Origin of the sequence: Niallia laureatilytica, from assembly GCF_046613985.1 — a bacterium.
In the GTDB taxonomy this organism is placed as follows: Bacteria; Bacillota; Bacilli; order Bacillales; family Cytobacillaceae; genus Niallia.
Window position 1 is genome coordinate 48,107 of sequence record NZ_JBKKHP010000014.1, and the last position, 15,693, is coordinate 63,799.

Annotated in this window: 13 protein-coding genes; 1 reads left to right on the forward strand and 12 read right to left on the reverse strand. The window is 39.8% G+C overall.

What is annotated here, in order from left to right:
* Positions 1-26: 26 nt before the first annotated feature.
* A complete protein-coding gene (locus ACLIJJ_RS23755) occupies positions 27-1,448 on the reverse strand; it encodes a S41 family peptidase (RefSeq protein ID WP_237941917.1) in 1,422 nt (473 codons plus the stop codon).
* 161 nt (positions 1,449-1,609) lie between these two features.
* Between ACLIJJ_RS23755 and ACLIJJ_RS23760 the strand changes: the two genes are divergently transcribed.
* Positions 1,610-2,437, forward strand: coding sequence for a manganese catalase (locus tag ACLIJJ_RS23760; RefSeq protein ID WP_233318477.1), 828 nt, complete (start codon positions 1,610-1,612; stop codon positions 2,435-2,437).
* Positions 2,438-2,479: 42 nt separating this feature from the next.
* Here the strand turns inward: ACLIJJ_RS23760 and ACLIJJ_RS23765 are convergent, their stop codons facing one another.
* The 11 genes from ACLIJJ_RS23765 to prfB all read right to left on the reverse strand — a co-directional run bounded on the left by ACLIJJ_RS23765 (position 2,480) and on the right by prfB (position 15,587).
* Positions 2,480-4,672, reverse strand: a complete 2,193-nt coding sequence (locus ACLIJJ_RS23765; protein ID WP_411411796.1) for a heavy metal translocating P-type ATPase — start codon at positions 4,670-4,672, stop codon at positions 2,480-2,482.
* A gap of 223 nt (positions 4,673-4,895) precedes the next feature.
* Positions 4,896-5,243: an ArsR/SmtB family transcription factor gene (locus ACLIJJ_RS23770; protein WP_396953779.1), complete on the reverse strand. Its 348-nt coding sequence runs from the start codon at positions 5,241-5,243 to the stop codon at positions 4,896-4,898.
* Between the two features lie 127 nt (positions 5,244-5,370).
* Complete coding sequence (locus ACLIJJ_RS23775; RefSeq protein WP_411411797.1) at positions 5,371-6,789, reverse strand: murein hydrolase activator EnvC family protein; 1,419 nt, start codon at positions 6,787-6,789, stop codon at positions 5,371-5,373.
* A 181-nt stretch (positions 6,790-6,970) separates the two neighbouring features.
* Complete coding sequence (ftsX, locus tag ACLIJJ_RS23780; RefSeq protein WP_233318546.1) at positions 6,971-7,864, reverse strand: permease-like cell division protein FtsX; 894 nt, start codon at positions 7,862-7,864, stop codon at positions 6,971-6,973.
* Entirely contained in the window at positions 7,854-8,540 is a 687-nt protein-coding gene (gene ftsE / locus ACLIJJ_RS23785) for a cell division ATP-binding protein FtsE (protein WP_233318469.1), read from the reverse strand. The genes ftsX and ftsE overlap by 11 nt, the downstream gene beginning before the upstream one ends.
* A 566-nt stretch (positions 8,541-9,106) precedes the next feature.
* Positions 9,107-9,931 carry a YitT family protein gene (locus tag ACLIJJ_RS23790; protein WP_245399891.1) on the reverse strand — a complete coding sequence of 275 codons (825 nt, stop codon included), beginning with the start codon at positions 9,929-9,931 and terminating at the stop codon, positions 9,107-9,109.
* 248 nt (positions 9,932-10,179) lie between these two features.
* Positions 10,180-10,977: an undecaprenyl-diphosphate phosphatase gene (bacA, locus tag ACLIJJ_RS23795; RefSeq protein WP_411411798.1), complete on the reverse strand. Its 798-nt coding sequence runs from the start codon at positions 10,975-10,977 to the stop codon at positions 10,180-10,182.
* 65 nt (positions 10,978-11,042) lie between these two features.
* Positions 11,043-12,737, reverse strand: coding sequence for a DUF6044 family protein (locus tag ACLIJJ_RS23800; protein WP_411411799.1), 1,695 nt, complete (start codon positions 12,735-12,737; stop codon positions 11,043-11,045).
* Positions 12,734-13,162, reverse strand: coding sequence for a GtrA family protein (locus ACLIJJ_RS23805; RefSeq protein WP_233318455.1), 429 nt, complete (start codon positions 13,160-13,162; stop codon positions 12,734-12,736). The genes ACLIJJ_RS23800 and ACLIJJ_RS23805 overlap by 4 nt, the downstream gene beginning before the upstream one ends.
* Positions 13,162-14,151 (reverse strand): glycosyltransferase family 2 protein, encoded by a 990-nt coding sequence (locus ACLIJJ_RS23810; RefSeq protein ID WP_251644764.1) that lies wholly within the window; start codon positions 14,149-14,151, stop codon positions 13,162-13,164. The genes ACLIJJ_RS23805 and ACLIJJ_RS23810 overlap by 1 nt, the downstream gene beginning before the upstream one ends.
* A gap of 325 nt (positions 14,152-14,476) precedes the next feature.
* Positions 14,477-15,587 (reverse strand): peptide chain release factor 2 gene (gene prfB / locus ACLIJJ_RS23815; RefSeq protein ID WP_233318444.1). Its coding sequence is split into 2 segments (ribosomal slippage): positions 14,477-15,514 and positions 15,516-15,587, totalling 1,110 coding nucleotides; the frame shifts between segments, so codons are not numbered across the junction.
* Between the last annotated feature and the right edge of the window lie 106 nt (positions 15,588-15,693).

The window sequence follows — 15,693 nt, forward strand, 5'->3', positions numbered from 1 at the left end:
CACACCTTCTTTAAGGTGTGCTTTCTCTAATTCACGATATATCGCAAAGCTGTTTGCAGCTGCATATCGTTTTCATCTTTTTGCATTTCCGTTCTGACTGCCTGCTGCATCTTTTCGGCTGTATTTGCGTCTATCGTTCCTGTTTCTGTCAAATTATTGCTTCCTTGAAAAGCCTTCACAGCAATCTCTGTCTGGCTGCTGAAATAACCATCCTGCCTGTCTGTCCGATAGCCAAGACTTGTTAAAATCTCCTGCGCATACTTGACTTGCTCGGTGTTCATTTCCCGCTTCAACGTCTTTTCTATTTGAAGTGGATGAGTTTTGTATAAAGCCGATTTCTCCACTTCCAAGTTTGGTTCTATCCCTTTTTTATGAATCCAATTCCCATCAGGTGTGAGCCATTTGAATAAAGTTAATTTAATTTTGCTTCCATCCTCCATTGGCACAGCTTGCTGAACTGTCCCCTTACCGAACGTCTTTTCACCAATAAGTGTGTAGTTTTCCGCTTCTTTCATAGCACCAGCCATTATTTCTGATGCTGAGGCACTTCCATTATCTACAAGCACAACAACTGGATAATCCTTCTTTTGTTTTAAGTCAGAGTAGAATTGTTCGGTCTCTCCATCTCGATGCTCAATTTGCACATAAGGCTTGTCTGAAGTCACAAACTCTCCTAAAATCTCATTCACGCTTGTAAGCAGTCCCCCTGGGTTGCCTCTGACATCCAATATCAAGCCGGCAATTCCTTGCTGCTCTTGCTCCTGTAATGCCTTATGAAATTCAGAAGCTGTCTCCTGTGAAAAGGAGGTAATTTCAATATAACCGATATTTTCTCCGCCCTCTCTTTTAACAGAGGAATGAACCGTTATTTGCGGAACCTCATCACGGACAACGGCTATTTGCAGCGGCTTTTCCAGCCCTTGTCTGACAATCTCCAATTCTACCTTCGTGCCTTTTTCTCCCCTAATCTTTTGCGTCACATCATACAGATCAAAGCCTTGTACACTTTCTCCGTCCACCTTAACAATTTCATCATTTGCTTTAATACCAGCCTTTTCTGCAGGAGAATCCTTTATTGGCGACACAATAATAACCTTATCGTCTTCTGCGCTTATTTCAGCACCAATGCCTTCAAAAGAGGAATCAAGAGCTTGTTCAAACTGTTTTGCGCTGTCCTTGTCCATATAAACAGAATACGGATCATCGAGGGTAGAAAGCATGCCCTTAATTGCACCCTCCTCTAATTCAGCCTTATCTACTTTTTCCACATAATTGTTTAAGATCAGGTTATACGCTTTGTCAACCTTCGATAAGACTGTCGCATTGCTGCTTGCTGCTGAATCAGACTTCGTTTTATTCTCTTCCCATATATTCATTCCAATATAAGTGCCGCCGGCTCCAACTATGAGGGAGCTTGTCATGCATATCACCAGCAATTTTCGATTCATCTAAGATCGTCCTCTCTTCCTTCTTCATGAGAATAGCCTTACTGAATCTATATGCCGAGAGCAGACAAGTTATGATGACAGCTTTTGCTGTACGCTATTTAAAGTGCACCTATTTTCCCTAGTTGAATAACCTATACAGACGAAAGGGAGGAATGCCTAAAATGTTTTATCATATAAAAGAACTAGCATACCAAGCAAAGCCAGAAAAACCAGATCCACTTTTCGCTAGAAGAATTCAAGAACTAATCGGCGGCCAATTCGGAGAAATGTCTGTTATGAATCAATATTTATTTCAAGCATGGGGTACAAGAGGACATGCAAAATACAGAGATTTACTGTTAGATACAGGTACGGAGGAAATAGGTCATATTGAGCTATTGTCCACAATGGTTGCCCGTCTCTTAGATGATGCACCTGTAACCGAACTGGAGTCTGCAGCTGCTACTAATCCTGCGTTAGCGGCAATTATCGGCGGGATGGACCCACAGCACGCTATCGTATCCGGCTTATCAGCAACTCCAAAAGACAGCAACGGAGTGCCTTGGAACAGCGGCTATATCATTGCGAGCGGCAATCTGCTTGCAGATATGCGTTCTAACCTGCATGCTGAATCACAAGGAAGATTGCAGGCAGTAAGAATTTTTGAACAAACAGATGACAGAGGTATTAAAGATATGCTTTCCTACCTTATCGCAAGGGACACTATGCATCAAAATCAATGGCTTGCTGCTATTTATGAACTCGAACAGCAAGAAGGGGTTGTTGTTCCAAGCACGTTCCCGAAGGAATTGGAAAAAAGAGAGGTTTCTTATTTATTCTTGAACCATTCGATGGGAGACGAAAGCAGCAAAGGAAGATGGGCATCTGGTCCAAGTATGGATGGTATGGGCACATTCCAATACGTAAAGGACGTACCTCCATTCGGTCCTGCTCCAAAATTAAAGCCTGCACCGCCGGCAGAGCATGGTACACCTCCAAATGTAATGTAGCATAAAAAGAGCCACTGTCTAAAAGACAGTGGCTGACTATTTTCATGGAAGATTTTTTATAGATAAGACTCTCATTGCATTCAGCACAGCAATTAAGGTAACTCCAACATCTGAAAACACCGCTTCCCACATTGTAGCAACTCCAAAGGCCCCAAGCAAAAGGAACAGCGCTTTAACTCCTAACGCAAACACAATATTTTGCCAAACAATTCTGCGTGTTTTTTTAGCAATGGAAATGGCAGAGGCAATTTTTGAAGGTTCATCTGTCATAATGACTATATCAGCTGCTTCAATGGCTGCATCTGAACCTAAGCCGCCCATCGCCATGCCTACATCTGCCCGCGCTAATACAGGTGTATCGTTAATCCCGTCTCCTACAAATAAGATCTTCTCTTTTGGAGATTTTCTTTTATCCAGTTTTTCTATCTCTTCTACCTTATCCTGTGGAAGGAGCTCTGCATGCACAACGTCTATATTCAGAGACTTAGCAACACTTGCGCCCACCGCAGCAGCATCCCCTGTAAGCATGACCGTTTTTTTAATGCCAGCTTGCTTCAATGCTGCAATAGCCTGCTTGGCATCCTCCTTCAATTGGTCGGATATGACAAGTGAGCCAATAAACTCCTTGTTTGCTGCTACATAGACAATTGTTCCAATCTCTTCTCTTAACTCGAAATCAATTCCTTCCTTCACCATCAGCTTGTAGTTACCAGCTAATACTTTTAAACCATTAACAGCTGCAATGATTCCGTAGCCTGGGATTTCCTCATAATCATTTACATCTGCTTCTGAAACTGCGCCCCCATAAGCCTTTCTGATTGATTCGGCAATCGGATGGTTAGAATGAATCTCTGCACTTGCCGCATTCCGCAGAACATCTTGGTCTGAATAACCGTTAGCAGGATGCACAGACACTACTTCAAATACTCCCTTCGTAAGGGTACCTGTCTTATCAAACACCGCATACTTAACATCATTCAAGGCCTCCAAATAGTTGCTGCCTTTTACAAGAATTCCCGCTTTAGATGCAGCACCTATTCCGCCGAAAAAGCCAAGAGGAATAGAAACAACGAGCGCACATGGACAAGAGATAACTAAGAAAATCAAGGCACGATACAGCCAATCAGAAAATACAGCACCCTCCAAAAATAGAGGAGGCACTACAGCTAATAATGCTGCAATGATTACCACAACCGGTGTATAGTAACGAGCAAATTTCGTGATGAAGTTTTCTGTCGGCGCTTTTCTGCTGCTGGCATTTTGAACAAGTTCCAAAATTTTCGCAACAGTAGACTGACTATATTCCTTCGTTACCTTGACAGTGAGCACTCCATTTTTATTGATGAAGCCGCTGAGTATATCATGTCCCGGCTCTACATCTCTTGGCATGGACTCCCCTGTCAATGCCGAAGTATCAACGCTTGATTTACCCTCAACGACAATACCGTCAAGCGGTATCTTCTCTCCAGGCTTGATAACGATAATATCACCGATTGTCACCTCTTCTGGAGACACCTTTTCAAGGGTCTCCCCTTTCATCACATTGGCATAATCTGGTCTGATATTCATTAAGCTGCTAATCGACTTACGTGAACGGTTTACAGCAGCTCCCTGGAACAGCTCGCCGACTTGATAAAACAGCATGACAGCAACGCCCTCTGGATATTCTTGAATTGCAAAAGCACCTATTGTGGCAATGGCCATTAAGAAATGCTCGTCAAATACTTGGCCGCGGACGATATTTGTACAAGCCCGCCATACAATGTCTCCGCCAATAATAAGATAGGCAACAACAAAGGCAGACAGCTTTATAACACCATCCAGCGGAAGAAAATAAGCAAAAAGAGCGATTATCGTCCCGATTACAAGCCGTGTTATCATTCTTTGCATGCTCTTGCTTCCATGGTCATGTGAATGTCCATGGCTGTGACTATGACTGTGACCATGCTGATGATGAGCATGATCATGCTTGTTTGTTTGCCGATTTTCCCCCGCTGTTTTTTCTTTTAATTTTACATGCGGTTCCAACCGTTTTATTGCCTTTTCCGCTTTTGCGATTATCGGGCCTTCTTCGTCACTGAACTGTAAGGACAATGTCTGTGTCGCAAAATTGACTTGGCATTCATTCACACCCTCTATCGCGGCAACACCCCGCTCAATTTTCATGGCACAATTCGCACAGTCCAGCCCTTCTAATATAAAGTCTTTCCTTTGCAGCTGTTTTCCTTCCTCCATGGTTTTCCCCTCTTTCATTAATTGTCTTAAATGAAATTCTTCCCTGTCAGAAAAGGATTGATTTATTTAATATCACTTAATTATCGAGAAAATCATTATATGAACAATTACTCATATATTCATATTATATGTAAGCAGGCTCGAAAGTGTCAATGTTATTTCCAATATGGGTATAGAACAGCAGCAGCCAAACGAGTCTGGCTGCTGCTGTTCTATACCCATATTAATGATGTCTTGCATGGTCAATCATCTGCTTTAAAACACTCATAACATGCTCATCATCGCAAGAGTATATCATCGTTGTTCCTTCCCTGCGATATTTAACAAGGCGAAGGTTTTTCAAAAACCGCAGCTGATGAGAAACTGTCGACTGAAGCATCTGCAGTCTTTCTGCTATTTCATTAACAGAATGCTGCTTTTCTGACAATAGATGGAGAATCTTAATTCTTGTCGGATCTGATAAAGCTTTAAATGTTTGGGAAACAATAAATAATGTCTCCTCATCAAGGATTGCACCAGCACCGCTTATTGGGTTCAACTCTTCATTATCTTTATTATCATTGCCGCTCATTTTCATTGCTCCTCTTTAAAAAACTCATATCTTTATTATAGCATAGTAATATCTGGATACATCCTTACGACCGCTTATGGAAAAACAAAAAAGCTTGTCCATATTGTGGACAAGCTTTTTTAATCTATTAGATTGGAACAATACCAATCGGGTTGATTGCGTTGGATTTAGCTGCATTCCATTCGCCTTTATGCAATTCAAAATGCAAATGCTGTCCTTGGGAATCACCAGTATTACCCATTGTACCGATACGCTGGCCTTTTGAGACAACCTGACCTGCACTAACTTTTCTGCTTCCTGATTTCATATGAGCATAAACAGTTGTGTACTGTTGGCCATTAATAGAGTGTGCAACAAATATCGCTTCACCATAACTGCTTGATGTGTAAGAACGAATAACAACACCGTCTGCTGCTGCAACAATTGCAACATTATCACCTGTTGCTGCTAAGTCAATTCCCGCATGGAAAGTTCCCCAGCGTTGACCTAAGCCAGAAGTAAGCACTCCATTAGCTGGTTTTGTCCAGTTTCCTGAAGATACACCAGGTGTTGATGCTGCAGAAGATGAACTTGAACTGCTTGAGCTTGAGCTTGAGCTTGATTTTGAACTAGAACTAGAACTAGAGCTTGAACTAGATTTAGAACTTGAGCTGCTCGACTGTGCTGCCTTTGCTTTAGCAGCTGCTGCTTCTGCTGCTGCCGCCGCTTCTGCAGCTTCTTGTTTCTTTCTTTCTTCCTCTGCTTTTCTTGCAGCTTCCGCTTGACGCTGTTTTTCCAGCTCAATTGCTTTTTCCATTGCTACCTTTTGGTCTGCCAAGATTGCTTCTTCTTCTTCAAGTGAAAGCATTTCTGCATGGACATGACCCTCTTCCTCTTCAAGCTGTGCCATCACTTTATCTTTTTCTTTCTTTTTGGAATCCAAATCTGCCTTCATGTCTTCCAACTCACTTAGCATTGTTTCCAGTGAGCTTAGTTTTTCTTTTAACTCAGCCTTTGAATCTTCCAGAAGCTTTTTATCTGCTTCCTGCTCCTTTAAGATAGCGCGGTCTGCTTCCACAATTGTTGCCACAGCACCGACACGGTCAATTAAATCACTGATGCTTTGAGCGCCCATAAGCACATCCATGTAGCTGACTGCACCGCCAGTTTCCTGCATAGCTCTTGCTCTGTCTTTCAGCACTTCATTTCTTTCATCAATTCTTTTTTGTGTTGCTTTAATTTGTTTCTCCAGCTTTGCCACATCATCTTTTGTTGTTTCAATCTGTTCTTTTTTCTCAATAATGTTAACTTGTGTAGTAGAAATCGCTGTGTTTAATCTCTCCAGCTCTTCTTCAACCGATGCCTGTTCATCATGTATGCTGTCTAGTTCTTCGTTTTTGTTGTTCTTTTCACTTTCTACATCTTGCTGCTTGCTTTCGATCTCCTCTTTTTGCTTGTTAAGATCGCTTACGCTTGCTGCATTTGCCGTAGAAAAAGGTCCTTGAGCAACAATACCACCAATGCCTAAAGTAGTAACGACTGTCCATTTAACTATTGTATTTTTCAAGCTCTCATGCCTTCCCCTCTAAAAAAATAGATACGTAGGTTTAACTACTTGTAAACTAGTATTTTAGTACTATACCATTGAAAATAACGCCAATTTAATAGCCTGGCCTTTTATCCAGGCTATTAAGTAGCAGTATATTGTGTTTCACAGGAAGAAGGGACTACTTCTTCCTGTTTTCACCTTACACCTTCAAGAATTTGCGAATACTCATGACACTTCCCCATATACCGATCAATGCACCCATTAGCAATAGCAATGCTCCCACTTGATAAACAAATGGCGTATAATCAAGTATTTGGATGTAGTTGCCTGCCAATCTCGGATTCAAGTATTCATATGCATAATAATAAATGACCGATACAATGCCGATTGGAATAATCGAACCAATGACGCCAAGCCACATACCTTCCAAGAAGAACGGCCAGCGGATGAACCAGTTAGTTGCACCGACAAGTCTCATAATTTCTATCTCTTTACGTCTGGCAACAATGGTGATTTTAATTGTGTTGGAGATTAGGAACATTGCTGTAAACAGAAGCCCTGCAATTAGGACAATCCCGACGTTCCTGCTGACATTAATGACCTTGAACAGCCTGTCGACCGTACCTTGTCCGTATTTTACAGTTGCCGCATTTTCAAACTTCTCAATTTGCTGTGCGACTTTTTTTGTGTCATTTGGATTTTTTGTTTTAACAACAAACACATCACTTAATGGGTTATCCTGCTGAAACAGCTCATAAGCATCCCCATCGTCACCGAAGCTTTCAATCAAGTTGTCTAATTCCTGCTGTTTCGTAGAGAATGTTACGCTGTCGACATCTGATATGCCCTTAATCTTATCCTCTAAGGCAGCCTGATCATCTTTTGAAGCTGTCTGATCAATATGAACACGAATTTCCACGTTCTCTTCTATTGTTGTGGCAACCTCGTTCAAATTCATCATAATGACGAAAAACACACCAACCAAAATTAGCGTTATCGCCACAGAACTTATCGAAGCGAATGTCATCCATCCGTTTCTCCATAAACTTTTAAAACTTTCTCTAGCATGTCTTTTTACTGTTCTAGCCTTCATATCCGTAATCACCTCTCTGCTCGTCACGAACAATTCTTCCACCTTCGATGGCGATTACACGATGTCTAATCGTATTAACAATTTCCTTATTGTGGGTAGCCATCACAACGGTAGTTCCCCGATTGTTGATTTCCTCAAAAATATTCATGATTTCCCAAGAGGTTTCAGGGTCAAGATTCCCAGTTGGCTCATCGGCAATGACAAGCTTCGGGGAGTTTACAATCGAGCGGGCAATGGATACACGCTGCTGCTCTCCGCCTGATAGTTCAGTAGGCAGCATTCTTGCTTTATGCTTCAACCCTACTAGTCCTAAAGTGTCCATCACACGTTTTTTAATTGATTTAGGGTTTTCTTCAATTACTTCCAATGCAAATGCCACATTTTCAAATACAGTCAATGTCGGCAAAAGCTTAAAGTCCTGAAAGACGACTCCCATATTTCTTCGCAGCAAAGGAACCTTGCTGTTTTTCAATTTTGCTAAGTTTACACCGTTTATCAAGATTGTTCCTTGTGTCGGTTTTTCCTCGCGATGCATCATTTTAATGAATGTTGATTTTCCGGCACCACTCGGTCCAACTACATATACAAACTCACCTTGAGCTATTTTTACATCTATCCCATTGGCTGCAATAACGCCATTGGCATATTTCTTTATTACATTTTTCATTTCAATCATCTATTATCACACCTGAATTTTATTTGTAAGAACATGAGAAAAGTGCAATGCGTCTAAGGCAAACATGGTAGACGAATCACATCTGCGAATTGCTATTTATATTTATGCTATACATCCAGAACTTTTCTGACTTCCGTTAACCACCAAAATTCGACATTTACAAACCGACGGAAAGAGACAGCTTTTTTAAAAATAAAAGCTTTCCTTCTAATTACTTACATTATTATAACATTATAGGACAGTAATTTAACGGATAAAATTATTACATTTTCTTTTCAAACATCGCAAAAAGTACTATTATTATCTTGTCTTACCTTTATTTACTATTATAATAGTACTACAATTCGACCATATTCCCCTTTTTTTTTTATTTTTTTCATTAAATTAGGCTTATATACCTAAAAATAATTACGTTTTATGGAATTATTTTCATAATAATTTCCATTCATTACACTTCGACATTATTTATAAAACGGTTACATTTTTAGCTTCTGTTACAAATCTTACAGAAGCTCAACATAATTAATAAAAAAAACCGCCCTTTTCAAAAAATGGGCGGTTGCTTCTTATGCTTTTTTCGCGCTGAATCCTCTTCCATGCACCTCAGATGCATCCATGACAATAACGAATGCAGAAGGATCAATTGTTTGAACAAGAAGCTTCAACTTAGTGAATTGAGCTTGATCAACGACACACATTAAGATAGGACGCTCAAAATCAGTGTATCCTCCGTGAGCAGTAAGCTTTGTGACGCCTCTGTCGATTTTTGTCAAAATTCCTTCTCTTACTTCCTCTTGCTTGTCTGTTATAATCAACGCCATTTTGCTGCTTCCGAATCCAACTTGAACAATATCAATCGTTTTGCTTGTAACAAACAGAGCAAGCAATGCATATAAACCTTGTTCAATACTAAATACAGCCGCAGCCGTGATGACAATTACTCCATCGATTAAGGCAACACTTTTCCCTAATGACATACCGGTATATTTAGTGATAATTTGCGCAGCAAGGTCTGTCCCGCCTGTTGATGCTTTACCTTTAAAAACAATTCCAATTCCAAGGCCGATTCCAATACCGCCATATAATGCAGCAAGCAGTGGCTGGGTTGTCCAAGGCTCCATGTCTTTTGACAAAAAAACGACAAATGGTAAAAACAAAGTGCCGACAAGTGTTTTTATCCCGAAGTTTTTTCCAAGCAAAATCACTCCTGCAATAAACAAAGGGATATTAAATGCCCATTGTACAAAAGCCGGCTCCCAATGAAACAAGCTGGCAGTAATGGTGCTTATGCCGCTGACACCGCCTGAAGCTATATTATTAGGCAATAAAAACAAGTTAAATGATAATGCTACAATAGCAGACCCGATTAATACATAAATATATTCCCGCAAAATGCGACACCTCTTCGAATGATAAATTCTTTTTTATGGTAAATTTCAGCGAGCATTAGCAGTATGTAAATTCTATGAAAAATGCTCTCTATAGGTTTTCCCAAGCAGAGAGTATATCATTCAAACACAGGGGTGTAAATGGTGACTAATTAGCGTGGTAAAGGGATAAAAAGGTTACTTGTAAAGGTTGCGAGAAGTAAAAAAAGCTATCCTTGTTTTGCTAGGATAGCTTTTTAAAACTAGTAACCTTATAAAATAAAAATCCAAAATACAATGGCCAGTCCAAAACGATAAAAAGCAAAAGGCACCAATTTAATTTTATTAATTAAGCGCAGGAAGAATTTAATAGCAATCAGCGCGACCATAAATGCTGTCACAAAGCCTGCTGCAAATACGGGAATGTCCTGTACTCCTAAACTGTTCCAGCTTTCAAGCAAATCCTTTGCTGATGCGGCAAACATAATAGGAACTGCCATAATAAATGTAAATTCTGAGGCTGTTTTATGATTCATTCCAGCAAGCAATCCGCCTGAAAGGGTTGCTCCAGAACGGGAAAAACCCGGCACTAATGCAAAGCATTGAAAAAAACCAACAGTCAATGCTTGTCTGTATGTAACTTGATCGAGTGTTTTCGCCGTTGCAGTTGGTTTGAACTTTTCAGCTGCCAGCATCAGCAACCCTCCAATAATTAAGGTAATAACCACTGTCGCTGGACGAAAAAGTACATCTTTAATGAAATCATAAAGCAGCACACCACCAACACCGAAGGGAATAATGCCGACTGCTATGTGAAAAAAGCTGAGCGTTCCTATACTTTCAGAGTCCTGAAACCTCTTCAATCCTAATATGCTTAAAATCCTTTTCCAAAATACAAAAATCACGGCAAGAATGCTGCCAAGCTGAATAATAATTTCAAAGGTTTTAGCACTGCTGCCTGTAAAGTCCAGCAGATGACCTGCTAAAATTAAATGACCTGTTGACGAAACAGGAGCGAACTCCGTCAATCCTTCTACTATACCCATGATAATAGCCCTTAATATCTCCATAAACACCTCCAGAAATATATATATTTTTGCGATGAGCTATTTATACTAAAAAAGTGAATGGATGCTTATCCATTCACTTCATAAAGATATATCTTCCAATAGCCTGTTTTTGTTTCAAATGATTTCTCAAACGTTAAATTATTATCTTTTGCATTTTCAATTGGCAGTGCTGATAAGATATATTGACCGCCCATTTTTTGCAGCTGATTTGTATTTAAGCTTAAATTCTTAATACTTTTTTTAGAATGCTTAGAAAACTGATACTTTTTACCGAGCTCGTCAACAAATATGTAACAGCGTCCGCCCCAGTAATCATAATATTCCCTTAGCCCCTTATTCTTGTTAAGCTCAGGCTCAATGATTTTCCTGAATTCTTCTTTATAGCTTAATGGATAAATATTGCTATATGAATCAAGGGTATAAAAGCCATTGTACTGGGCAACATTAGGGTGCATCCCTATGCTTACAACTCTGAAAGAGTCCAATGGCTTGTTTATGTATTCCTTTATTTCTTTAAACTCATCTTCCGCAAAATATTGTGCATAGCTTGGCTGATTTTTATATTTGATTTCTTCATTGTTAGGTATTAATACAAACAGCTGTGCAGCAATTAATGCATACACTACATATTTTAAGCGCCCACCTTTGTCCCAAATCATTTTCAGTGACAAAGCAAAAAGCACATAAATAATCATTGGCCGCAAGTAATGGAATCGCCCGAAGTTAAAGCTTGTCAAAAGGCTGACACGCTCCTTCAGCGGCTGCCATCCTTCAAAAAACCAAAATGCATACCAAGTAGATAGGACGAGGTTTAGTATATGCAAGAAAAGGAATAACCGGTTGTCTTTCGCCTGCTTTTTCATAAGCACCCATATTAAACAAAGAATAGTGAGCGGCATAATAATGAATTGGGAGATGGTCCTGTCTTGATTATGGCTAATCACATAGTTCTTTACAAGAAGACGCAATGTCTGGAATATATCAAGCTTGGACTGATAAAAGACATCTCTGTTTGTTAACTCACTAGAAGCAGGTGCTATCATAGAGATAACTAATCGATAATCAATAACTAAATAGATTGCTAGCATATATACGATGGATAATAAGAAAACGAAATTCCATTTCTTCGTTTTAAAGAGATCGTACAACCATAGTAAACCGACAAATGTTAGAAAGTAAAAAAAGCCGATTACAAAGGTGGAGAAAACCGGCAGAAGTGTCAGCACTAAATAGTTCTTCCAATTGCGCTCGCCCTTCCTAATATTAAGGAAGCTCCATAATGCTAACGGCATTCCGAGTATGCTCAGCATACCTGATGGCCAGTAAGGCGTTAGTGCGAAAGTCAACGCTGCACCGATTGTAATTAAGTATGGATTTGAATTTTTAAATACATGTTTTTTCAGGAGAAGATACATTCCTAAAAAGGCAAAAAAACGGGTAATCGCCTGACTCAATCCATATGCGACTACAGGCGGCAATATGTTGAAAAGAAATAGCATCCCATAGTATTCGGAATAGTACGTATCCCGAGAAAACTCACCGTTCATTATCTGCTCCATTGGTGTATTGACAGGAGCAAACATATTGCCGCTGTTTTTCAGGACTTCATACCAGCCGAGATTAGAATCAAGATTATCATGCATACGCATATGCGCCTGTCCGTTCAGGATAAAATAGGGTAATACCCATAAAAAAACAATTAATAATGCCACTGCTAGGAAGATTTTTTCCTGCTTATTTTTTTCTGTTACGTTAATCATTTAACACTCCCAGGAACTTGTTGATATTTAGGTGAAAACACAAGATACTTCTGCCCAAAATAATTTAAAATCGTGTACATTCCGCTTCCAAAAAGGACCGCTATCACTTCTACATATTCCACAAGCAGCGGTGATTTACCAACGGTTTCCTCCACTAGCACCAATCCTAGCTTATAGGAAATGAAATAGGATGCCAGTATAACAATAGCAAACCGAATACTGCTTCCTACGAATCTAGCATTACTTTGAAAGGTAAGATTTTTATTAAGCATATAGCTTACAGCTGCACCTACTAAGTTGCCGATAAAGGTTGAGCTCCAATAGCTGAAATGGAACAGCAGCAGACAGGCATACATAATCGATAGCCCAACTGCTGTGTTAATCAGCCCAACGAGCAAAAACCGTATGAAAGAAGAGCGCAGCATTACACATGCACCTTCGATTTAACAGCATTAGCTTGTTTGTTTCTGCACAAATTATCCTCGATGATATAACGTGGACGCTGTTTAACTTCCTCGTAAATTTTTCCGATATACTCCCCTATGAGACCAATGCTCATCAATAAAAGGCCACCAATCAGCCATAGAGAAATCATTAAGGACGCCCATCCAGATTCTGTTTCACCGATGATTTTTTGCACAAGCACATAGCCTCCTGCCATTATGCTGATAATAGACGATAAAAAACCTATTAAAGTGATAAAGCGAATCGGTTTAACACTGAAGGATGTGATACCGTCTAAAGCAAATGCAAGCATTTTTGCAATTGGGTATTTTGATTCTCCAGCCTCTCGGGCTTTGCGCTCATAGTATACCTTCGCCGTCTTAAAACCAAGCAAGGGAACTACCCCTCTTAAAAACAGATTAGATTCCTTAAACTTAAGCATCTCTGTCAGCGCCCTTTTGCTTAACAGACGATAATCGGCATGGTTATATACTAGCGATAATCCCATTTTTTCCATCAGGCGGTAAAAGCCTTGTGCTGTACTTCGTTTGAAAAAGGTATCTGTTTCCCTTTTGCTTCTCACACCATACACAATTTCACAGCCGCTCAAGTACTTCAGCACAAATTCTCTAATCACACTAGTATCATCCTGCAGATCTGCGTCAATGCTAATAACGCAATCAGAAAATTGAACAGCTTCCTCAAGCCCTGCAAGCAATGCCCGCTGGTGACCGAAGTTTCGCGACAGTTTTAACCCGCTTACAAGCTTATCAAAATGTGTCGCACTCTCGATTTTTTCCCATGTGGAATCCTTGCTCCCATCATCGATGAAGAGCAATTGGCTCTTGGAACTTACAAGACCTTCGGAAATTAGGGAAGTAAGTACCTTTTTTAGTTGAAAATATGTATGCTCGAATACTTCCTCTTCGTTATAACAAGGAACAGCAATCGTTAATACAGCCTCTTTCATTTCATAACCTCTTTTCTTAAAATAACCAATTACTATAAGAATCTCTAAATAATTCCATTAATATACCTATAAACGAAATTTACAGCAAAAAGTTTCACTTTTCCCTTAAAAAGTAAATTAATTAAGAATTTGGAATATTTTCACGGCAACTTCATGCCCTCCTTACCAACATAATGACTTAAAAAAATTATACGTTACAATTCCTTGCCCAAATGCATACTTGGCAAAACTTTACCAAAATTAAATAATCACTTCATAATTAATTACCTATTGCGAGTATTCTTAAACACAAAAAACGCCATCACTTGTTGTGATGGCGTAAATGTTATTCTGCAATGCTTAGCTTTGAACGCAAGTATGCATTTATGAAGAGGTCGATGTCTCCGTCCATAACGGATTGTGTGTTACCTACTTCTGTGTTTGTACGGTGATCTTTGACAAGAGAGTATGGATGGAATACGTAGGAACGAATTTGGCTGCCCCAACCGATATCCTTTTGCTCGCCGCGAATTTCTGCAAGCTTCTCTTCCTGTTCTTCGATCTTTTTCTGGTATAGCTTTGCTTTTAGCATTTTCATAGCAGTCTCCCTGTTTTTAATCTGAGAGCGCTCTGTTTGACAAGACACGACTACTCCTGTCGGGATATGTGTAATACGAACAGCGGAGTCTGTTGTATTAATATGCTGTCCACCAGCACCGCTTGCTCGGTACGTATCAACCTTCAAATCCTCTGTACGGATTTCAATTTCAATCTCATCATTGAATTCTGGCATAACTTCACAAGATACGAAGCTCGTATGGCGGCGTCCAGATGAGTCAAATGGCGAGATGCGGACAAGTCTGTGTACACCTTTTTCTGCTTTTAAATAACCGAAAGCATTATGACCTTTAATCGCTAACGTTACACTTTTAATCCCAGCTTCATCACCTGGCAGATAATCCAAAGTTTCCACTTTGAAGCCTCTTTTCTCTGCCCAGCGTGTGTACATGCGCAAAAGCATACTGCCCCAGTCTTGTGATTCTGTTCCGCCTGCACCTGGGTGCAGCTCTAAAATAGCATTGTTTTTATCATAAGGCTCACTTAACAGCAAATTCAGCTCAAACTGGCTTAAGCTACTCACTAAATCAACCAGTTCTTCTTCCAATTCACTGCGCAATTCAGCGTCATCTTCTTCTTTAACCAATTCATAAGTAAGTTCCAGGTTTTCAAATGTTTCTGTCAGCTTATAAAATTCATTAACCTGGTCTTTTAAACCATTGCTTTCAGAGATAACTGTCTGTGCCGCCTGCTGGTCATTCCAGAAGTCAGGATGCAGCATTTCATCTTCCAAATGAGCAATTCGTGCCTCTTTGTTATCTAAGTCAAAGAGACCCCCTAAAGTTTTCTAGTGTTACATTTATCTTCTCTAATTCGTTGCGAATATCTGCTAATTCCATTTATCTGTCACCCTTTTTAAAAATTATAGTTCAAAACAGCATACACTTGCTGCTTCCTTCTAGTATTATATGGCTTTTCAAGAAAAATTGCATGCTTTCCTTTCCG

What these genes read in the sequence shown, in the direction of transcription:
- ACLIJJ_RS23810 (WP_251644764.1), bottom strand. Translation starts at nt 14,151, where the DNA reads ATGAAAGAGGCTGTATTAACGATTGCTGTTCCTTGTTATAACGAAGAG.
- ftsE (WP_233318469.1), bottom strand. Translation starts at nt 8,540, where the DNA reads ATGATTGAAATGAAAAATGTAATAAAGAAATATGCCAATGGCGTTATT.
- ACLIJJ_RS23760 (WP_233318477.1), top strand. Translation starts at nt 1,610, where the DNA reads ATGTTTTATCATATAAAAGAACTAGCATACCAAGCAAAGCCAGAAAAA.
- ACLIJJ_RS23755 (WP_237941917.1), bottom strand. Translation starts at nt 1,448, where the DNA reads ATGAATCGAAAATTGCTGGTGATATGCATGACAAGCTCCCTCATAGTT.
- bacA (WP_411411798.1), bottom strand. Translation starts at nt 10,977, where the DNA reads ATGGAGATATTAAGGGCTATTATCATGGGTATAGTAGAAGGATTGACG.
- ACLIJJ_RS23765 (WP_411411796.1), bottom strand. Translation starts at nt 4,672, where the DNA reads ATGGAGGAAGGAAAACAGCTGCAAAGGAAAGACTTTATATTAGAAGGG.
- ftsX (WP_233318546.1), bottom strand. Translation starts at nt 7,864, where the DNA reads ATGAAGGCTAGAACAGTAAAAAGACATGCTAGAGAAAGTTTTAAAAGT.
- ACLIJJ_RS23770 (WP_396953779.1), bottom strand. Translation starts at nt 5,243, where the DNA reads ATGAGCGGCAATGATAATAAAGATAATGAAGAGTTGAACCCAATAAGC.
- ACLIJJ_RS23805 (WP_233318455.1), bottom strand. Translation starts at nt 13,162, where the DNA reads ATGCTGCGCTCTTCTTTCATACGGTTTTTGCTCGTTGGGCTGATTAAC.
- ACLIJJ_RS23800 (WP_411411799.1), bottom strand. Translation starts at nt 12,737, where the DNA reads ATGATTAACGTAACAGAAAAAAATAAGCAGGAAAAAATCTTCCTAGCA.